Source organism: Nostoc sp. PA-18-2419 (assembly GCF_005869855.1).
Taxonomy (GTDB): domain Bacteria; phylum Cyanobacteriota; class Cyanobacteriia; order Cyanobacteriales; family Nostocaceae; genus Nostoc.
In genome coordinates this window covers 143,265-160,764 of the sequence record NZ_SZNH01000015.1, presented here as the reverse complement: position 1 = coordinate 160,764, position 17,500 = coordinate 143,265, and the positions used below count along the sequence as shown (strand labels likewise).

Below are 17,500 nucleotides of genomic sequence, written 5' to 3'. Positions count from 1 at the left end.
ATACACTAAAAGCTATTGGCGATGTTTTGCAGTTTCTTGACCGACGCGAACAAGCTTTACAACGCTACGAAACTGCTTTGCAATTCTACCGCGATATCGGCGTTCGCTTGGGGGAAGCAAATACACTAAAAGCCATTGGCGATGTTTTGCAGTTTCTCAAACGCAGTGAACAAGCTTTACAACGCTACGAAACTGCTTTGCAATTCTACCGCGATATCGGCGTTCGCTTGGGGGAAGCAAATACACTAAAAGCCATTGGCGATGTTTTGCAGTTTCTTGACCGACGCGAACAAGCTTTACAACGCTACGAAACTGCTTTGCAATTCTACCGCGATATCGGCGATCGCTTGGGGGAAGCAAATACATTACAATCCATTGGCAATGTTTTGCAGTTTCTCAAACGCAGTGAACAAGCTTTACAACGCTACGAAACTGCTTTGCAATTCTACCGCGATATCGGCGATCGCTTGGGGGAAGCAAATACATTAAGAGCTATCGGCGATGTTTTGCAGTTTCTTGACCGACGCGAACAAGCTTTACAACGCTACGAAACTGCTTTGCAATTCTACCGCGATATCGGCGTTCGCTTGGGGGAAGCAAATACACTAAAAGCCATTGGCGATGTTTTGCAGTTTCTCAAACGCAGTGAACAAGCTTTACAACGCTACGAAACTGCTTTGCAATTCTACCGCGATATCGGCGTTCGCTTGGGGGAAGCAAATACACTAAAAGCCATTGGCGATGTTTTGCAGTTTCTCAAACGCAGTGAACAAGCTTTACAACGCTACGAAACTGCTTTGCAATTCTTCCGCGATACTGGTTCTCGCTTGGGGGAAGCAAATACATTAAGAGCTATCGGCGATGTTTTGCAGTTTCTTGACCGACGCGAACAAGCTTTACAACGCTACGAAACTGCTTTGCAATTCTTCCGCGATACTGGTTCTCGCTTGGGGGAAGCAAATACATTACAATCCATTGGCGATGTTTTGCAGTTTCTTGACCGACGCGAACAAGCTTTACAACGCTACGAAACTGCTTTGCAATTCTACCGCGATATCGGCGATCGCTTGGGGGAAGCAAATACACTAAAAGCCATTGGCGATGTTTTGCAGTTTCTCAAACGCAGTGAACAAGCTTTACAACGCTACGAAACTGCTTTGCAATTCTACCGCGATATCGGCGATCGCTTGGGGGAAGCCAACGTTCTGCAAGAATTCGGGAAGTTACAAGAAAATCCGACAGCAGCACTCGACTATCTCCAGCAAGCGCAAAACCTCTACATCGAAATTGGCGATATCTACAGCCAAAGTCGTAACCTGTTGTTTATCGCCGATGTCCAGTTAAACATGGGAGACTCAAACGCCGCCATTAATTCCTTAAATGATGCGGCTGAACTCGCCAGAACCATTAACTATGCACCATTCCAAGAATACGCCCAAACTCGCATCGCTCAAATCAACTCACCACCCGCATCTACAAACGGAATGAAAGACAAACTCATCCAATTTATCCAACAGCCTTGGGTAAAGTTCGCGCTTTGTTTTTTGATTGGCTTAATTGCTTTTATGCTGCTGCGCCGCTAAGTATTAAATTACTAATTAATATCTTTAGAGAAGCGAGTATATCTGGCTACACCTTTTCCATTCTTTATATAGTATCCTGTCAACTAGTAAAAAGTCAACAGTTTTGTGCCTTTTTAAGGCTACTATCTACACACAAGTCTTTTAAAGTTGTTGTGTAACTTAAGGTAGGTTAGTTTTTGCAAGCCAATGCATTAACAGTGCAAGCCAATGCATTAACAATGCAAGCTAATGTATTAACAATGCAAGCCAACGCATTAACAATGCAAGCCAACGCATTAACAATGCAAGCCAACGCATTAACAATGCAAGCCAATGCATTAACAATGCAAGCCAATGCATTAACAATGCAGGTCAAGAGACTTATACATACACCGTAGCTTTTTAAGAACTTTCAAATAAATAGGACTTATGCAACGCCAATATTGTCATTGCGAGCGGAACGGAGTGTAGGGAAGCAATCCCAGGGTCAGGGGGGATTACTTCGCTATCGCTCGTAATGACGGAGTTGCGTTATTTTTGCGTAAGTCCTGATAAAAAAACATCTAATTTTCTTGTGGGGCTGTATTACAAAATATACTTTTAGCAGTCACACATGTATTTTTATCTATTTCTTTAGAAATTTGCCATTTGAAAATTGATGTTATGAATTGGTGCTGAATATTCCATCTGTGACAAAGATTATTCAAATTACTATTAATAGCAAAACTCAACCTCAAAAACATCCATTTTAAGTAATGATTGAGTACAAAGTCTGACAAAAAGCCTGAGTTTCTTACTAAGGTTAAGGATTATAAGACTTCGCTATAGTTAAAGATTAACAGGCAACGGCTTTAAAAGGAGTTAAAGAGATGGAAACTAAGCCAACTGACCCATCACTAGCACTCACAGAAATTCCCTCTGGCTATCTTAACATTATGGGTTACGTTGATGAGTCAGAAGTCAACGGCCCTGGTTGTCGTGCAGTCATCTGGGTGCAAGGTTGTCCACGTGAGTGTGCTGGCTGCTTTAATCCTGACTCCTGGTCTTTTGAAGCTAACCAACTAATTGCTATTGATACTCTTGCCGAAAACATTCTTAGCAACCCCCGCAACATGGGTGTAACCTTTTCTGGTGGAGAACCGTTTTGGCAAGCACCTGCACTCACATCTTTAGCTCGTAAGGTAAAAGCTGCTGGATTAAATATCATGTCTTTTACTGGCTTCACCCTCAAGCAGCTACAGTCCGAATCTGCGCCGCCAGGTTCTCAAGAATTGTTAGAACAACTCGATATCTTAATTGATGGGCCTTTTGTGCAATCTCTGGCAATTAATTCTCCCAATTCTCCAGTTTCTTCTAGCAATCAACGGATTCACATTCTTAACCCTGCTTTCGCTGACCAGATTACCTGGGCTAGCGACCAAATAGAAGTCCACATCCTCAAGGATGGTAGCCGCATTGTCACTGGCTATCGAGGTGGGCTGGAACTGGCTTAGCAGTAATTTTTAGAGAACTCTACCGAGAAGCAAGCTAGCAAGAGCGTCTGGTAGAGAAGCTCACCGTTCGCGTAGCCTCTCGCACAGAAGGTATGGCTCAGTGATTTTGCAATCCTTTTACAAATATTGCCGTTGAATGAGTTGACTAAATAATCCTGCTTGATTTGTCATTTGCTCAAAATTACCTTGTTGTACTAGTTTCCCATTTTCTAAAACATAAATTCTATCGACATAGCGAATTGTACTCAGGCGATGCGCCACAACAATCTGGGTAACGTTCAGCTTTTGTAAACTTTCGCTAACTATTTTTTAGGTGTGATTCTCTCAAGCGCTGGTGGCTTCGTCAAAAAGCAGAATTCGTGGACCTAAAGCCAGCGCCCGAGCAATTAATAATCAATGACAAATTACGAATCACAGCTGACATTAGCACCCAAGATGTGTAAAGTAGTTGAAGATGAATAAAATAATCTTTAACACATCCATCTATGGATAGAAAAAGTAAAAAAACGCGACGTCTTTTGCTGCTAGTTGTTTCCTGTAGTATAACTGGTGTAATTTTAGGAGGTACTGCCAGTTGGGCAGAAAGCAATCTGTGTTTGCAAGATAGCAAGGTTACAAGTGATTGCCTAACCCAAGATCCAATCCAAAAAACTATCGAAGGAATGAGTACAGGATTGTTAGCTGGAGCTGGAGCCGCTTTTGGTGCAGTATGGCAGTTACGTCATGAAGATTAAGGGACTTCCAGAAAATAAATTATCCAATTTCATGCCCATCAAAACGACTTTCTCTCCCCCTGCTCCCTGCTCCCCTGCCCTCAAGGCGTTCGCGTAGCATCCCGCAGGGATGAAGTATTTTTTTAATTAGAAGTCCCTAACTTAATATCTGCCCAAGTTATATATTCTTTAGTTAAAACCGTCATTGGTCATTAATCTTTTGTCCTTTATATTTCTGAAGGACAAAGGAAAAGCACAGCAACGTGATTTTGTGATATTTGACAAAAACCCGTTTTGGCAGAGCGATCCTTTTGTAATAATTATTAAAAAATTTAAGGTCGTTTGACTAATTTAGCMTGCATTCGCAGCAGAATCATAGGAAGCAGCCCGAACACCTATCTGACTTTTCACCAGATGTAAAAAAAGAGGATTAGTTCGTGATTAGAATCTGCGAACAAAACCTAATCCTTCTTCTTATTTAGAACTTCTTCAAATCTGATTTTTTCTCTTATAGCCGTAGTCACATAAATTAGGACATCATGACAAGCGTGAATGTTAGGAGCAGTAATAGTTTTACTCCAGCAAGAACTGCCTTCTTCTGACGCTCTCTACGACACGCGCAAGGGACGCAGACACGGCTTAGCTGCGCTATCCAGCAAGAACTGCTATATTATATTCGCTCAAATAATACTGATTGCCACCGTAGGCAAGTAATCCTGAAAACTTTGTAATTACGTTGTTTTAGTACCCTGTCGTGAACCCTTTAAGCGAACGTTTGACTCGCTTAGGACGACATATTACGAACTATTCACTGAACATCATATTACATGCATAGATATATAAAGGTTATATAATTATCATTTTCTGTAGAAGCTCGCTTCCTTGCTGAAGTTTTAAACAAAAAGCGATCGCCTAACGTAATACAAATCACTTCGCTTTTGGTAACCCTCTTCGGTTATAATGAACTATATTTTGTATGAAAGATAACTTCAGCCTCCGGGCAGGTATTTTCCACTAATATTTTTTTTACTATTCGAGCTACTACTATAAATTTAAAAGTTACAGAGATGAAGCTGAGGTTAAAACACCCTGATTTAGACTGCTGCTGATAGCATTCAGTCTGGAACTTTTGCTGGAGAGCAAGCAAAGGAATTGAATTATGGAAAGAATAATTCTACTTAGCACTACTGAAATTAATAGATTTTGTTTGTAGTTAGTGATTGTACTCAAAAGGGCGATCGCTAAGTTGATATTTTAAATCGTTGCAACTGTAGGTTGCAAGATAGAACTTTATCCAAGGAGAACATCGCTCGTGCCTAATTTTAAAATAGTCTCTACTGGTCTAGTGGCGATCGGCTTATTGGCAAGTGGTTGTACACCAACAACTCCCCACGACCAGAATACATCTGAAGCTCCACCTGCTCAATCAGTGCAAACAACTGAAAGTCCATCACCAACTGCATCACCAACTGCCTCACCAACCACATCAGGGCAAAACACCTCTAGTTCTTCAGACAAACAGTTTATGACCGAAGCTGCTCAAGGTGGTTTAGCAGAAGTCCAACTCGGACAACTGGCATTGAAACGTGGAACTAGCAATGCGGTAAAACAATATGCACAGCGCATGATTAAAGACCACACCCCAGTGAACAATCAACTTAAACAGTTGGCGAAGAAAAAAGGTGTAACCCTGCCAACTAAGCTTGACAGCACAAATCAGCAAGTCAACCAGCGCTTATCAAAACTTTCTGGTACTAACTTTGACCGCGACTATTTGAATCAAATGCTTCAAGACCATCAAAAGGATGTTTCCGCATTTCAAACTGAAGCTCAACAAGGACAAGATCCAGACGTAAAAGCATTTGCGGCTCAAAAGCTACCAACCCTTCAAGAACACCTGCAACAGGTTAGTTCCCTTGTAAATCCTGGAAGTTCAACTAGTAGCACCCCAACTCCAACCAGTACTCCTTAATATCGTGTCCGGCTAAAAACTTATTATTAGGGCTGAGGCAAAGAGAAGTCGGAGCGTTGGCTTGCGGCGATAGCGAGTCCTCTCCCAAGGGGGACGCTTTAGCGCAACGAGCGTCTGGCTTCTCTACGAGACGCTACGCATAGCTTGCTTCTCCGTAGGAGTACGACGAACTGAACTTCTCCTTCAAAGACGCTCTTGCTAGCTTGCCTAAGAGCAGGGGTGTGGGGGACGCAGAGAGTTTTTTTGATAAATAGATTAGGTGGACATGATATGAGTCTAAAATTTCATGATTAAGGAACCATAATGTCTGAATTGTTTAAAGGAGAATTTTCTCGTCGTCAGATTTTGACCACTGCTGGATTAGGAGCGATTTCAGCCGCCGCGCTTGGTAGTATGGGCGAACAGGTTGCTGCCCAGCAGCCGACTGGGCAAGCTACCCCACACGGAGGCACTTTGCCCCCTCAGATTCAGTTTCCGCCCATATCGGAAAAGACTGAGGTTGAAACAGGAGGCCCTCCGACTGCATTGCCTCCAGAGCGACGTTTGGGGTTTGCGATCGTTGGTCTGGGGAGACTGACATTGGAAGAAATCATGCCTGCGTTTGCAGAATGTAAACTAGCAAAGCCAACTGCATTAGTTAGTGGCGATGCAGTCAAAGCCAATCAAGTTGCCCAACAGTATGGCATCAAACCGCAGAACATTTACAACTATCAAAATTACGACAATCTCCGCAATAATTCAGACGTTGATGTGATTTATATTGTACTGCCCAACAGTATGCACCGGGAATATACGGTGCGTGGAGCTAAAGCGGGAAAGCACATTCTGTGTGAGAAGCCAATGGCAACCACAGTCGCAGATGCTCAACAGATGATTGACGCGTGCAAACAAGCCAATCGCAAGCTGATGATTGCTTATCGCTGCCAATACGAGCCACACCATCGCGCCATGATTGGGATGATTCGCAGCAAAGAATTGGGAACCATCAAAGTAATTCAAGCAGATAACGGACAAAACCAGGGTGGTGACTTAAACCAGTGGCGATTGAAACGCGCTTTAGCTGGAGGTGGCTCTTTACCAGACGTGGGAATTTACTGCTTGAATGCAACTCGTTATTTGACAGGAGAAGAACCGATCGCAATTAGCGCCCAAACTTTCACCACTCCCAGCGATCCCCGCTTCAAAGAAGTAGAAGAAAGTGTCACTTTCCAATTGCGGTTTCCCAGTGGGATACTAGGGATTTGCTCCACTAGCTACGGCTTTCACGAAGCGCGGCGGTTTCGGGTCTTCGGTTCTGATGCTTGGGGACAACTCGATCCAGGGTTCTCCTACAACGGTTTGCGGATGATGATTTCGCGTAAATCACCAACAAACAGCATGGCTGAAAACATCAGTGAAGTGCGGATCGGCGAGAAGAATCAGTTCGCCTTAGAAATGGATCACATGGCGGATTGTGTAATTCAAAATAAGCAACCCCATACGCCTGGTGAAGAAGGTTTGCAAGACCAAAAACTGATCGCGTTGATTTACGAAGCGGCACAAACAGGTAAAACGATTACCCTACCTCGTGTGTCGGGACTGGATACCACTCGTGGACCTGCTCCGAGAATGCTCAAGTAAATAGGTGTACACCGCAAGCCATGATCAAATAATTACTAATTCGTAATACTCGCCTCCGGCGAGAAGCAAGCTACGTAATGACGCTCTCTACGAGACGCACAAGGGACGAGGACACGGCTTAGCTGCGAAGACAGTAATTCGTAATTAATAGATACTTTAAAAAACGTGATACCGGCGGTTTTGGACAGTTTACACTAGTTTTCAAATAAAGACTTCCAATCCTGATTTTGTCTAAATCCTCACTGATTGAATTGTGAATTCTTCTTTAAAGATATGATTAGCCCTTTGTCATTTGTATTCACAAAGGGCTAAGGACTAACTTTGCGAGTAGACATGCAAGTTTATTTGCATAAAAACTTAAAAGCGATAGTTGCGATCGCGTACCCACATACTAATTGGTACTGCGCTTCCTTGGGGATCGACTTTTGCCTTCACCACAATTGGTGGTACTTGTCCTCTCCTGGCACGTTGGGTTTGCAAGTCATTTCTAATCTGCTGCCGTTGGTTTTCTGGAATATAATATGTTTCCAAACCGTAGTTAACGGAACCATCCTCATAGACACCTCTTAAGGCTGCTTGATTAGCTCTTAGGGAAGTGGGGCGCGAGCTACTGACTCGTAACGGTCTCCAAGCTCTAGGAACACCACGACCAAAAGATGGTTGCTCTTGTAAAGTCACGTAGATGTTGGTTCCTTCGGGCAATCTCCTGCCACTTCCACRACCTTTGCTGACTAATGTCTGCCAACCAGGCAGTCTGCTCAAATTAGCAGTCCGGGAAATGTTATAGTCTAAGGCGAGGCTATTTCCTTGTAGGGCATCATTAGGATTTACGGGTACGGTTTGCAAAATTACCGTTTTACCCGTCACGTCTGTATAAAGCGCTTGAGCTGGTACTGCCATAATTAGCGCTGTTTGTACCGCTAATGGTGCTATTAACCGCCAAACAGGTAAAGGCTTATTCGATTTTTGTTCAGTAGCAATCAAGTAATCCCGAAAAGTCACTGTATTGGAAAATTCAGCTTCGGGAGACAAGGGTTTATTTTTAGATTCAGAAGAATTACTTGCCATGAGCGTAGTCCTAAAAAGCAGGGGGTAATGAGGAGGAGAAAAGTAACGAGATTAGGACTGACGCAGAGAAACTTTCAAAATTTGAGATTTGGGTCGCACCTTTAGTGCATTGCTGCTATTTGGATTTTAGATTGAAATAAAAATCTCAAATTTCAAATCCAAAATTTGTAGAGTTAGAAGTCATTGAATTTTAGATTTGGAATTTTCGATTGCAGGAAAAATTGAAACTCCCAAATTATTACCAAATTAGTGAATTCTGACTTCTTTGATCGTTTACACTACTCCTGACTTATAAACTTAGATGCACTACTTTTGACGGCGTTCAAACCAAAGTCCAGCACTGATTAAAGCTGAACCGCACAAAACAAAGACCAGGGACTTAAAAAGTAAGTCGGTATCGTACTCTTGTACCCGACTGATAATTTGCAGTGTTAATAACAGCATACCGCCCCAAAAGGAACTTCTGCTTTTTAATTTCAATCCTTCTTGAATTAGTCCCCAGGCTAATGTTGCTAGAAGTACATTGAAAATAAAAATCCCAAGTTCATCAATTCGGCTGATAGTTTGATGCCAAAAAGGTACTAAGACAATAAAGACAAGAAAAGTAGTAATCACAGCAGTCGTAAAAATCACTTCGCGGCGGGGAGGATTATTTCTTTGACGCAGTAGAAACAACCATTGCAACACCGCTAAGCCACTAAGAATTCCCAAATCAATGATTGGCAGAGACTCGAATAAGTTTGTCAAAGTCGTTGGCTGATTAGAGCTATAATCTGAAGATTCCCAGACCCAACGAAAAGACAAGACATAGAAGACAACACCAAAGCTTACCAACGCTAAATTACGAGCTAGGAATTGGAACAACCTGTAATTTATAGTTGGAAACAGCAAGTCATCATAACTCCAGAATAATGCAGGTGGAAGTGCAAAAGCAAAAGATGCCACCCAAGGGGCTATATCAGCATAATTTAGCAGTGGCAGAGGATTGAGATTGGCTTGCAAAGAACTAGCAAAGACAAAGGCTGCTAGAGCGAAAATCCAACGCGATCGACACAAGTAAGCCAAAGGTACAAACACCAGCCATGCCAACAGAGGCATATGCTGTACCACTAGTCGCGACCAAATTACTTCACTTGAAGAGTACCACAAATCTTCTAGCCCCGTCCAATAGCCAATTTCCACAAGGATAATAGACAGAATTCCTAAAGAATTTAAGAACAGACTATAGGCCATGACTACAACACCAAAGCCCCAAGCGAGAAACAGTTGGGAAATTGAGCCGCTAATATTGAACATCTGGGCCATCAGCAGTAGATTTGCACCGAAAATCAAAGCGCTTAAAAATAGCAAACCCTCTCCCAGCGAGCGTTTGCTTTGTTGTGGCTTTTTTGTTCCAGGTTGTCTCCAAGTATAAAAACCAACGATCGCCGTGGCAAAAAACAAACTCATCAGCAGAATAAACTTGACTTCTCGTGAGCCTGACTGCCAGTTTGCTGCTACAAAAGTAACTATGCCTAAACATAAAAGGATGCTGCCTATAGCAATCACCATTGCAATAAAGCGATCGCGTGCAGCAGCTTCCAGATTTTTAAATTGGTAACGTTCTGCTATTTGTTCATACTGCGAAGAACTAATTATTCCCTCATCCCTCCATAATTGTGCTTCTTTACGTAATTTTTGCCCAAAATTATCTAAGAACACGACCTTCTCCGGTGCAGTGGGGTAGCTTGGCCATTGCATTCCCAATGGCGGTCATTATATTTTGAGTATGAAGCTAAAAGCCTGAATTACACTGTTCTTGTGTAACAGTTTGACTTGTATTCTGATACAACCAAATTAGTAAGAATTCAGAACTCATAATTTTGACTGCATTTATTTATATATCTACATGGAAAAACCTTCTAATTTATTACTTAAACTTTCACGGCGTTTGTTTACTAATCTAGATGAACAAGAAAAATTTATTGAGGCATTAATAAATCCTCAACCATTTCCAGCTAGTATTCTTTGGTGTCAAGAAAAACCAGAACTTTCACCTTTTGCAGTGGAAACACCAACATATTGGCAACCGCAATTTATAGACCGTTTACAGTTAGGAGAAAAACCTGGTCAACATTCACTACATGGAAAAGGATATTTTTATTGTTTGGATTTTTCTTCAGTATTTGCGGCTGCTACTCTGTTCGCTATTCCTCAGCCAATAGATTTAGTTTTTGATATGTGTGCTGCACCTGGAGGGAAAAGCATTTTTGCTTGGAAAGCCTTGCAACCTAATTTACTTATCAGTAATGAAGTAATTGGCAAACGTCTGGGAATGCTAATTTCTAATTTGAAACGTTGCCATATTAGTCCTAGTGCTATAGTTAATAGAGATTCGAGTATATTTTCGGAAATTATCCCAGTTTCTAGCAATTTGGTAATAGTAGATGCTCCTTGTACTGGACAATCGCTACTTGCTAAAGGTGAAAAAGCAACCGGTTGTTTTCATCCAACTGCTATTAATAAAAGTGCAAATCGACAAAAACGTATTATAGCTAACTCTGCTAAACTTGTCTCGCCACAAGGATATCTGGCTTATATGACTTGCACCTATTCGTCAGAAGAAAATGAGCAAGTTTGTGAATGGTTTTTAGAACGGTTTCCTGATTTTAAAGCGATAGAAGTTAGCTATTTAGCTAAATATCAGTCTCATTTAGCTACAATGCCTTGTTATCGAATGTTTCCTCAAGATAGGTTAGGGGCTGGTGCGTTTACAGTACTATTTAAAAATACTAATCAAGGTGAAAGTAAAGAAATTAATTTAGATGCAATGTCTTTGTTATATATCTACCAAAATTTGAAGAATTCAACTGCTATTAGTTAGTGGCAATGTAGCTTGCCAAATAGTAGTACCATTGTTTCTCTAATACCAATTCTCTATGAAGTTGGTTGCCAATCGCCGTGAAGTAGATGCAATTTTAGCTAGTAAAATTGAGAGTGATCGCCAACTAACTGTTGAAGGTGTCCAAGATTATCTGCATCATTTCAACGATGCAATGTTTCCCAACATTTTGGCAAATCAAAGTATGTTATTTGCTTGGCTCAGTTTACTATACACAGCTAGTACAGCAGAGCGGAAATAAACCAACGATTTTAAATGTCTGAAATCCTTTCTAATTACGAATTACTGTCTTCGCAGCGTTAGCAAGTCTTTGAGCGTCATTACGTAGCTTGCTTCTCGCCAGAGGCGAGTATTACGAATTACGACTCGAAGCTATTGAAAAAGAAATTAATCACAACAATCTTACAAGAATCATGCCTTACAAGTTGTTACTACCTTCCAAAATTCCACAAGGTATAAATATCTAATTCGATTTTATCAATTGACTTGAAAAGGTGTAGGGTGGGCAAAGTTTTGCTCACCCTACAACTAATTTACGCCTTGCAACTTGCGAGTATTATCAACTAAACTCTGAGCAAATTGGTCAAATCTTTGAGAAAGTTTCTCATCTAATAACTTACCTTCAGGACTGAAAGCACCCCAAGCTTGTCCGATCGCAATTTGTTCTGGAATTACCCAACCGTGTACCCAACGGACGATTAATCTTAGGTCATTCAAAGCGTTACTATTAGACTGACCACCCAAAACACTAATTAGTCCTGTTACTTTATCCGACAGTTGGTCAAAGCTCATTAAATCTAAGGCATTTTTGAGAACACCACTCACGCCACCATGATACTCTGGTGTCGCTAAAATTAACCCATGAGCATTACTAACTGTATCCTGCAACCGCTTCACGTCTGGGTATTCTGGATACTCCTTTCCACCATTACAAAATGGTAGCTGCAAGTCCCGTAAATCGAGAATCTCAACCTCTGCACCTAAAGCTTCTACTCTTTGCATTGCAACTTCCAAAGCCACTTGAGTATAGGAATTAGGTCTCAAACTACCGCCAATGCCAACAATTCTCACCATTATTAACACCCACTTACTTACTAACTACTTAACTAACTACTATCACTCACAAAAATTATTGAAAAATGAAGTCGTTATGACTATGTTTATTTTAACGATTTATGTCGGAATGTGTCAAATTGATATCGAGGGGAGGTGGGGAACTCGGGGCCCCCAAGAAGTTGGGATTAGGGGCAATAAGGAGATAGAGAGAATTTTACCCCATCACCTCATCACACTACCTTTCCTCCACTTCTAATTGAACACTCCCAATCGTCAATACCGTATCCCCAGTCCCTTGTCCTGAAGTTAAACTAGATAAGAAAACCGTAATTTCCAGTTATTGGAATTTTTGCTAAAAGAATAGACATAAAACCATAGCTCAACTTCTGCCAGCACACAAAGGGTAATTATTATGACAAATTTGCGAAAAAAAGCGTTGCTCAAACAGGGGTCATCAAAGCGTGCTGCTTGGATTGGTGGGCTAGCAGCTAGTTTGATTATGTTGCCAGGAATTTTTGGAAGTACTCCTGTTTTGGCACAAAAAGCAGACAGCAACTCTCTAAATTATGGCGAGTTGATTGAGAAAGTGAAGGCTGGAGAAGTTCAAAAAGTTGAGCTTGACGAAACTGAACAGATAGCAAGAGTTTATCTTAAGGGTCAAAAACAGAATACACCACCGCAACAAGTGAGACTTTTGGCGCAAAACACGGAGTTAATTAACACCCTCAAAACTAAGAATGTTGATTTTGGCGAAATTTCTTCTGCTAACAGTCGGGCTGCTGTTGGGTTATTGATTAATCTGATGTGGATTTTACCACTAGTAGCTTTAATGCTATTGTTCCTCCGTCGTTCTACTAATGCTTCTAGTCAAGCGATGAATTTCGGCAAATCCAAAGCTCGCTTCCAAATGGAGGCCAAAACAGGTGTAAAATTTGAAGATGTCGCTGGAGTTGAAGAAGCAAAAGAAGAACTGCAAGAAGTTGTTACCTTCCTCAAACAGCCAGAAAGATTTACTGCTGTGGGCGCACGTATTCCCAAAGGAGTGCTATTAATTGGCCCTCCTGGTACAGGTAAAACTTTACTAGCAAAAGCGATCGCAGGTGAAGCAGGTGTACCATTCTTCAGCATTTCCGGTTCGGAATTTGTGGAAATGTTTGTGGGTGTAGGTGCATCCCGCGTGCGCGACTTGTTTAAAAAAGCTAAAGACAATGCACCTTGCCTGATATTTATTGATGAAATCGATGCTGTAGGTAGGCAACGGGGTGCTGGTATCGGTGGCGGTAACGATGAGCGAGAACAAACTCTTAATCAACTACTTACCGAAATGGATGGTTTTGAAGGTAACACAGGCATCATTATTATTGCTGCCACTAACCGTCCAGATGTATTAGATGCAGCATTACTTAGACCGGGACGCTTTGACAGACAAGTAATGGTGGATGCACCGGATCTCAAAGGGCGGTTGGAAATTTTGCAAGTCCATGCGCGCAATAAGAAGATAGATCCTAGCGTATCATTAGAAGCGATCGCTCGTCGCACTCCTGGTTTTACCGGAGCAGACTTAGCCAACTTACTCAACGAAGCTGCGATTCTCACAGCTAGAAGGCGCAAAGAAGCTGTCACCCTCTTAGAAATTGATGCTGCTGTAGATAGGGTAGTTGCGGGTATGGAAGGTACCGCTTTGGTAGACAGCAAGAGCAAACGCTTAATTGCTTACCATGAAGTTGGACATGCTTTGGTAGGCACATTGCTCAAAGACCATGATCCTGTACAAAAAGTCACACTCATTCCACGGGGACAAGCACTGGGATTAACTTGGTTTACTCCTAATGAGGAACAAGGATTAATTTCGCGTTCGCAACTCAAAGCACGTATCACCGCCACTTTAGGCGGTCGAGCTGCTGAGGAAGTTGTCTTTGGTAAACCAGAAGTAACAACAGGTGCAGGAGATGACCTGCAAAAGGTAACAGGAATGGCACGCCAGATGGTCACACGGTTCGGAATGTCAGAATTAGGTCCATTGTCCCTAGAAAATCAAAGCGGAGAAGTATTTTTAGGACGCGACTGGATGAATAAATCAGACTATTCCGAGGAAATTGCCGCCAAAATTGATTCGCAAGTCCGCGAAATTGTCAACAATTCCTACATCAAAGCAAAAGAATTGTTAGAAGAAAACCGCATAATTTTAGAACGTTTAGTAGATTTGTTAGCTGAACAGGAGACAATTGAAGGCGAATTATTCCGTAAAATTGTTGGTGATCATGCTCAAGTAGCTGATGAAAAGTTAGCTATATCTCATTAAGAGATTAGTCAATATTTACTAGTCAATAGTTGGGATTTTTCAACTATTGACTAATAAAATATAAGATTGAAGCTAGAAAAACTAAAATTACCCAATTTAGACAAATTTACTTTAAAGAAAGGAAAAAAAGAGATATTTGTGAAAAAATTATCTTAGCTCAACTCTAGTCTGGTAAAAAATTCAATCTATATAAAGAAATATAAACTTATTGAGTTTTTTCAAAAATCAAATATGAGTTTTATAGATAATTTAAGTACACATATTAATCAATTCCAACAGCAGATAGAAGATTTTCAAGTTCAGATTAAATAGATTCAACTTTCTAAAAAATCACGTTAGTTAAAGTATCTTCCTAAAGCATAAATTTCAAGTAAGGTGTGTTGTCGCGCATTGCAACACACCTTTAATAGTTAAAGGTGTGTTATGCCACATAACATACTCTACAGAGTATTGGCTGAAATTCCGAAGATGTCAAGAGATTTTAAGTGCAATTGATTAACCGAATATGATATTAGAATTAATGCGAAATACTTCAGGTTTTTGTTAAATAAACCTATGAAAAATCAAACAATTTCCCCTTGGACTTTCATCCCCACTTTATATTTCACCTCTGGGATACCTTACGTCATTATCAATACTGTTTCCGTAATATTTTATAAAAAACTGGGAATCGATAACGCTCAAATCGCCTTATGGACAAGTTTTCTTTATCTACCTTGGGTTATCAAAATGTTTTGGGGGCCAATTGTTGATATTTACTCTACCAAACGCAAATGGATAATTTACACTCAATTTGCTATGTTCTGCTGCTTGGGTTTGATAGCTTTATCCTTACAACTACCAAACTTCTTCTTCATCTCCCTAACAGCTTTAACAATTGGAGCCTTTATTTCTGCAACTTATGATATTGCCACAGATGGTTTTTATTTGCTGGCTTTATCTCCTGAACAACAAGCTTTATTTGTCGGCATTCGCTCACTGTTTTATAGACTTGCTGTCGTCTTTGGCTCTGGAATATTAGTAGTTATAGCAGGTCAGCTTGAAGTATCTCTTAATAACATTCCTCTGGGTTGGACACTAGCTATTGGCTTCTCAGCTTTAATTTTAGCAATCCTATTTATTTTCCATCGTCTAATTTTACCTCTGCCTGAATCAGATAGTCAACGACATCTACAAGCTACAGAAAAAATAGATTTTTGGAAAATTATTAGCTTATATTTTGCTCAAACTAAAATTATAAATATAATAGCTTTTATTTTGCTCTATAGATTTGGTGAAGCAATGCTTTTAAAGATAGCTTCTTTATTTTTGTTAGATAAACCAGAAGTAGGAGGCTTGGGTTTATCAACATCAGAAGTTGGATTAGCTTACGGGACATTTGGTGTAATCTCCCTAATTTTTGGTGGAATATTAGGAGGCCTGGCAATATCTAAGTATGGCTTAAAAAAGTGTCTTTTACCTATGGCTTTAGCCTTAAATTTACCTGATATTTTTTATGTATATATGGCTTATATCCAACCTCCATTGATATTAATATATCCCTTAGTTTCCCTAGAGCAATTTGGATATGGTTTCGGATTTACAGCTTTTAGTGTTTATTTAATGTATATTTGCCAAGGGGAATACAGGACCTCCCATTTTGCCATATCTACTGGCATTATGGCTTTAGGCATGATGTTACCTGGATTAATTAGTGGTTATCTACAAAAAGCACTTGGCTATCCACTATTTTTTATCTTAGTTTGTTTGCTGACTATTCCTGGAATGATTGCTCTGTTTTTTATACCTTTAAAATCAGAATCGTAACTTAAGACTAATTAACACTTTTAGATGTTATGCGTTATGTTTTAGGAATAGATGGCGGCGGTAGTAAGACTGTGTGCGTATTGATGGATGATTCGCATCAAGTGCTAGGACGCGGTGAAGCTGGGGCATCTAACTATCAAACTATAGGTATTGAAGCCACTCTAAAATCAATTCAATCTGCAATTTTAAATGCAGTCAATCAGGTAACATTAATTCCAAATACTATTACTATTAAAGCAATATGTCTGGGTTTAGCAGGTGTGGGGCGTCTCTGTGATATCGAAGTAGTAAAAAATTTAGTTCAAGAATTGCAGAATAGTAAATTACCTATTAATTGGGCATTACAGCCAGCGAATATTGTAATTTGTAATGATGCATTGATTGCTTTAATTGGTGGAATTGGTCATGATGTGGGAATCGTCGTTGCAGTAGGTACTGGTTCTATAGTTTTTGGGCGAAATCATCAGGGAAGTACCAAGCGAGTAGGCGGCTGGGGCTATATTTTAGGGGATGAAGGTAGTGCTTATAAAATTGCTGTTGCTGGGATGAATGCAGTATTAAAATCCTATGATGGCCGGGAGATGCCAACGAGTTTAGTAGAGGCTTTTAAACAGCATCTTGGCTTGAAAAATATAGAAGACTTAATAGAAGTAATATATCGACGAAAATGGGAAGTAAAACAGATAGCTGCTTTAGCACCAATTATCGATTTAGCAGCAGCTTCAGGCGATGAAGTAGCGAATAATATAATTGATGATGCTGTCAAAGAGTTCGTAAAAGCTACATCCACAGTAATTAATACAATTTTTAGTCATGACTCAGTTTTAGAAGTAGTCACAGCAGGAAGTGTGTGGAGGGGGAGATCCAAAATACATGAGAGATTTGCAATATCTATTATTAATAAGTTTCCTTCTATTAAAGTAATTTATCCAAGGCATGAACCTGCTTATGGTGCTGGTTTGTTGGCATTGCAGATAACTCAAATTTGATGGATTACTAACTGTCAAATCAAAAAAGCAATAATAAA

15 protein-coding genes and 1 pseudogene are annotated in these 17,500 nt (G+C 40.5%); 12 read left to right on the top strand and 4 right to left on the bottom strand.

The window, feature by feature from the left end; all coding sequences use genetic code 11:
* From FCR06_RS17285 to FCR06_RS17275, 3 genes are all read left to right on the top strand, one after another.
* Positions 1-1,583: tetratricopeptide repeat protein (locus FCR06_RS17285; protein ID WP_138501829.1), on the top strand; the 1,583-nt coding region annotated here is incomplete at its 5' end.
* Between the two features lie 176 nt (positions 1,584-1,759).
* Entirely contained in the window at positions 1,760-1,960 is a 201-nt protein-coding gene (locus FCR06_RS17280) for a hypothetical protein (RefSeq protein ID WP_138501827.1), read from the top strand.
* 471 nt (positions 1,961-2,431) lie between these two features.
* The gene (locus FCR06_RS17275; protein ID WP_138501825.1) at positions 2,432-3,055 is read left to right on the top strand and encodes a 4Fe-4S single cluster domain-containing protein; all 624 of its coding nucleotides are present in this window, start codon (positions 2,432-2,434) and stop codon (positions 3,053-3,055) included.
* Positions 3,056-3,172: 117 nt separating this feature from the next.
* On the opposite strand, the pseudogene FCR06_RS17270 reads toward FCR06_RS17275, so the two are convergent.
* Positions 3,173-3,448 (bottom strand): annotated as a pseudogene (locus tag FCR06_RS17270) (NHLP bacteriocin export ABC transporter permease/ATPase subunit); the annotation flags it as partial.
* 92 nt (positions 3,449-3,540) lie between these two features.
* On the opposite strand from FCR06_RS17270, the gene FCR06_RS17265 reads away from it, so the two are divergent.
* The 4 genes from FCR06_RS17265 (at position 3,541) to FCR06_RS17255 (ending at position 7,360) form a co-directional block, all read left to right on the top strand.
* Positions 3,541-3,789, top strand: coding sequence for a hypothetical protein (locus tag FCR06_RS17265; RefSeq protein WP_138501823.1), 249 nt, complete (start codon positions 3,541-3,543; stop codon positions 3,787-3,789).
* A gap of 531 nt (positions 3,790-4,320) precedes the next feature.
* The gene (locus FCR06_RS32730; RefSeq protein ID WP_189523463.1) at positions 4,321-4,482 is read left to right on the top strand and encodes a hypothetical protein; all 162 of its coding nucleotides are present in this window, start codon (positions 4,321-4,323) and stop codon (positions 4,480-4,482) included.
* 598 nt (positions 4,483-5,080) lie between these two features.
* On the top strand, positions 5,081-5,740 hold the full coding sequence (locus tag FCR06_RS17260) for a DUF4142 domain-containing protein (protein WP_138501821.1): 660 nt from the start codon (positions 5,081-5,083) through the stop codon (positions 5,738-5,740).
* A 303-nt stretch (positions 5,741-6,043) separates the two neighbouring features.
* Positions 6,044-7,360, top strand: a complete 1,317-nt coding sequence (locus tag FCR06_RS17255) for a Gfo/Idh/MocA family protein (protein ID WP_138501819.1) — start codon at positions 6,044-6,046, stop codon at positions 7,358-7,360.
* A gap of 357 nt (positions 7,361-7,717) precedes the next feature.
* On the opposite strand, the gene FCR06_RS17250 is transcribed toward FCR06_RS17255, so the two are convergent.
* A complete protein-coding gene (locus tag FCR06_RS17250) occupies positions 7,718-8,428 on the bottom strand; it encodes a GDYXXLXY domain-containing protein (RefSeq protein WP_138501817.1) in 711 nt (236 codons plus the stop codon).
* Between the two features lie 306 nt (positions 8,429-8,734).
* Positions 8,735-10,129 carry a DUF2157 domain-containing protein gene (locus FCR06_RS17245; RefSeq protein WP_189523464.1) on the bottom strand — a complete coding sequence of 465 codons (1,395 nt, stop codon included), beginning with the start codon at positions 10,127-10,129 and terminating at the stop codon, positions 8,735-8,737.
* 187 nt (positions 10,130-10,316) lie between these two features.
* Between FCR06_RS17245 and FCR06_RS17240 the strand changes: the two genes are divergently transcribed.
* Complete coding sequence (locus FCR06_RS17240; protein WP_138501813.1) at positions 10,317-11,291, top strand: RsmB/NOP family class I SAM-dependent RNA methyltransferase; 975 nt, start codon at positions 10,317-10,319, stop codon at positions 11,289-11,291.
* Positions 11,292-11,346: 55 nt separating this feature from the next.
* Positions 11,347-11,550 carry a hypothetical protein gene (locus FCR06_RS17235; RefSeq protein ID WP_138501811.1) on the top strand — a complete coding sequence of 68 codons (204 nt, stop codon included), beginning with the start codon at positions 11,347-11,349 and terminating at the stop codon, positions 11,548-11,550.
* Between the two features lie 287 nt (positions 11,551-11,837).
* On the opposite strand, the gene FCR06_RS17230 is transcribed toward FCR06_RS17235, so the two are convergent.
* Positions 11,838-12,383: an NADPH-dependent FMN reductase gene (locus tag FCR06_RS17230; protein ID WP_138501809.1), complete on the bottom strand. Its 546-nt coding sequence runs from the start codon at positions 12,381-12,383 to the stop codon at positions 11,838-11,840.
* A gap of 394 nt (positions 12,384-12,777) precedes the next feature.
* Between FCR06_RS17230 and ftsH the strand changes: the two genes are divergently transcribed.
* The 3 genes from ftsH to FCR06_RS17215 all read left to right on the top strand — a co-directional run bounded on the left by ftsH (position 12,778) and on the right by FCR06_RS17215 (position 17,462).
* A complete protein-coding gene (ftsH, locus tag FCR06_RS17225; RefSeq protein ID WP_138501807.1) occupies positions 12,778-14,667 on the top strand; it encodes an ATP-dependent zinc metalloprotease FtsH in 1,890 nt (629 codons plus the stop codon).
* A 555-nt stretch (positions 14,668-15,222) separates the two neighbouring features.
* Positions 15,223-16,473 carry an MFS transporter gene (locus FCR06_RS17220; protein WP_138501805.1) on the top strand — a complete coding sequence of 417 codons (1,251 nt, stop codon included), beginning with the start codon at positions 15,223-15,225 and terminating at the stop codon, positions 16,471-16,473.
* Positions 16,474-16,502: 29 nt separating this feature from the next.
* Positions 16,503-17,462 (top strand): N-acetylglucosamine kinase, encoded by a 960-nt coding sequence (locus FCR06_RS17215; protein WP_138501803.1) that lies wholly within the window; start codon positions 16,503-16,505, stop codon positions 17,460-17,462.
* Positions 17,463-17,500 lie beyond the last annotated feature (38 nt).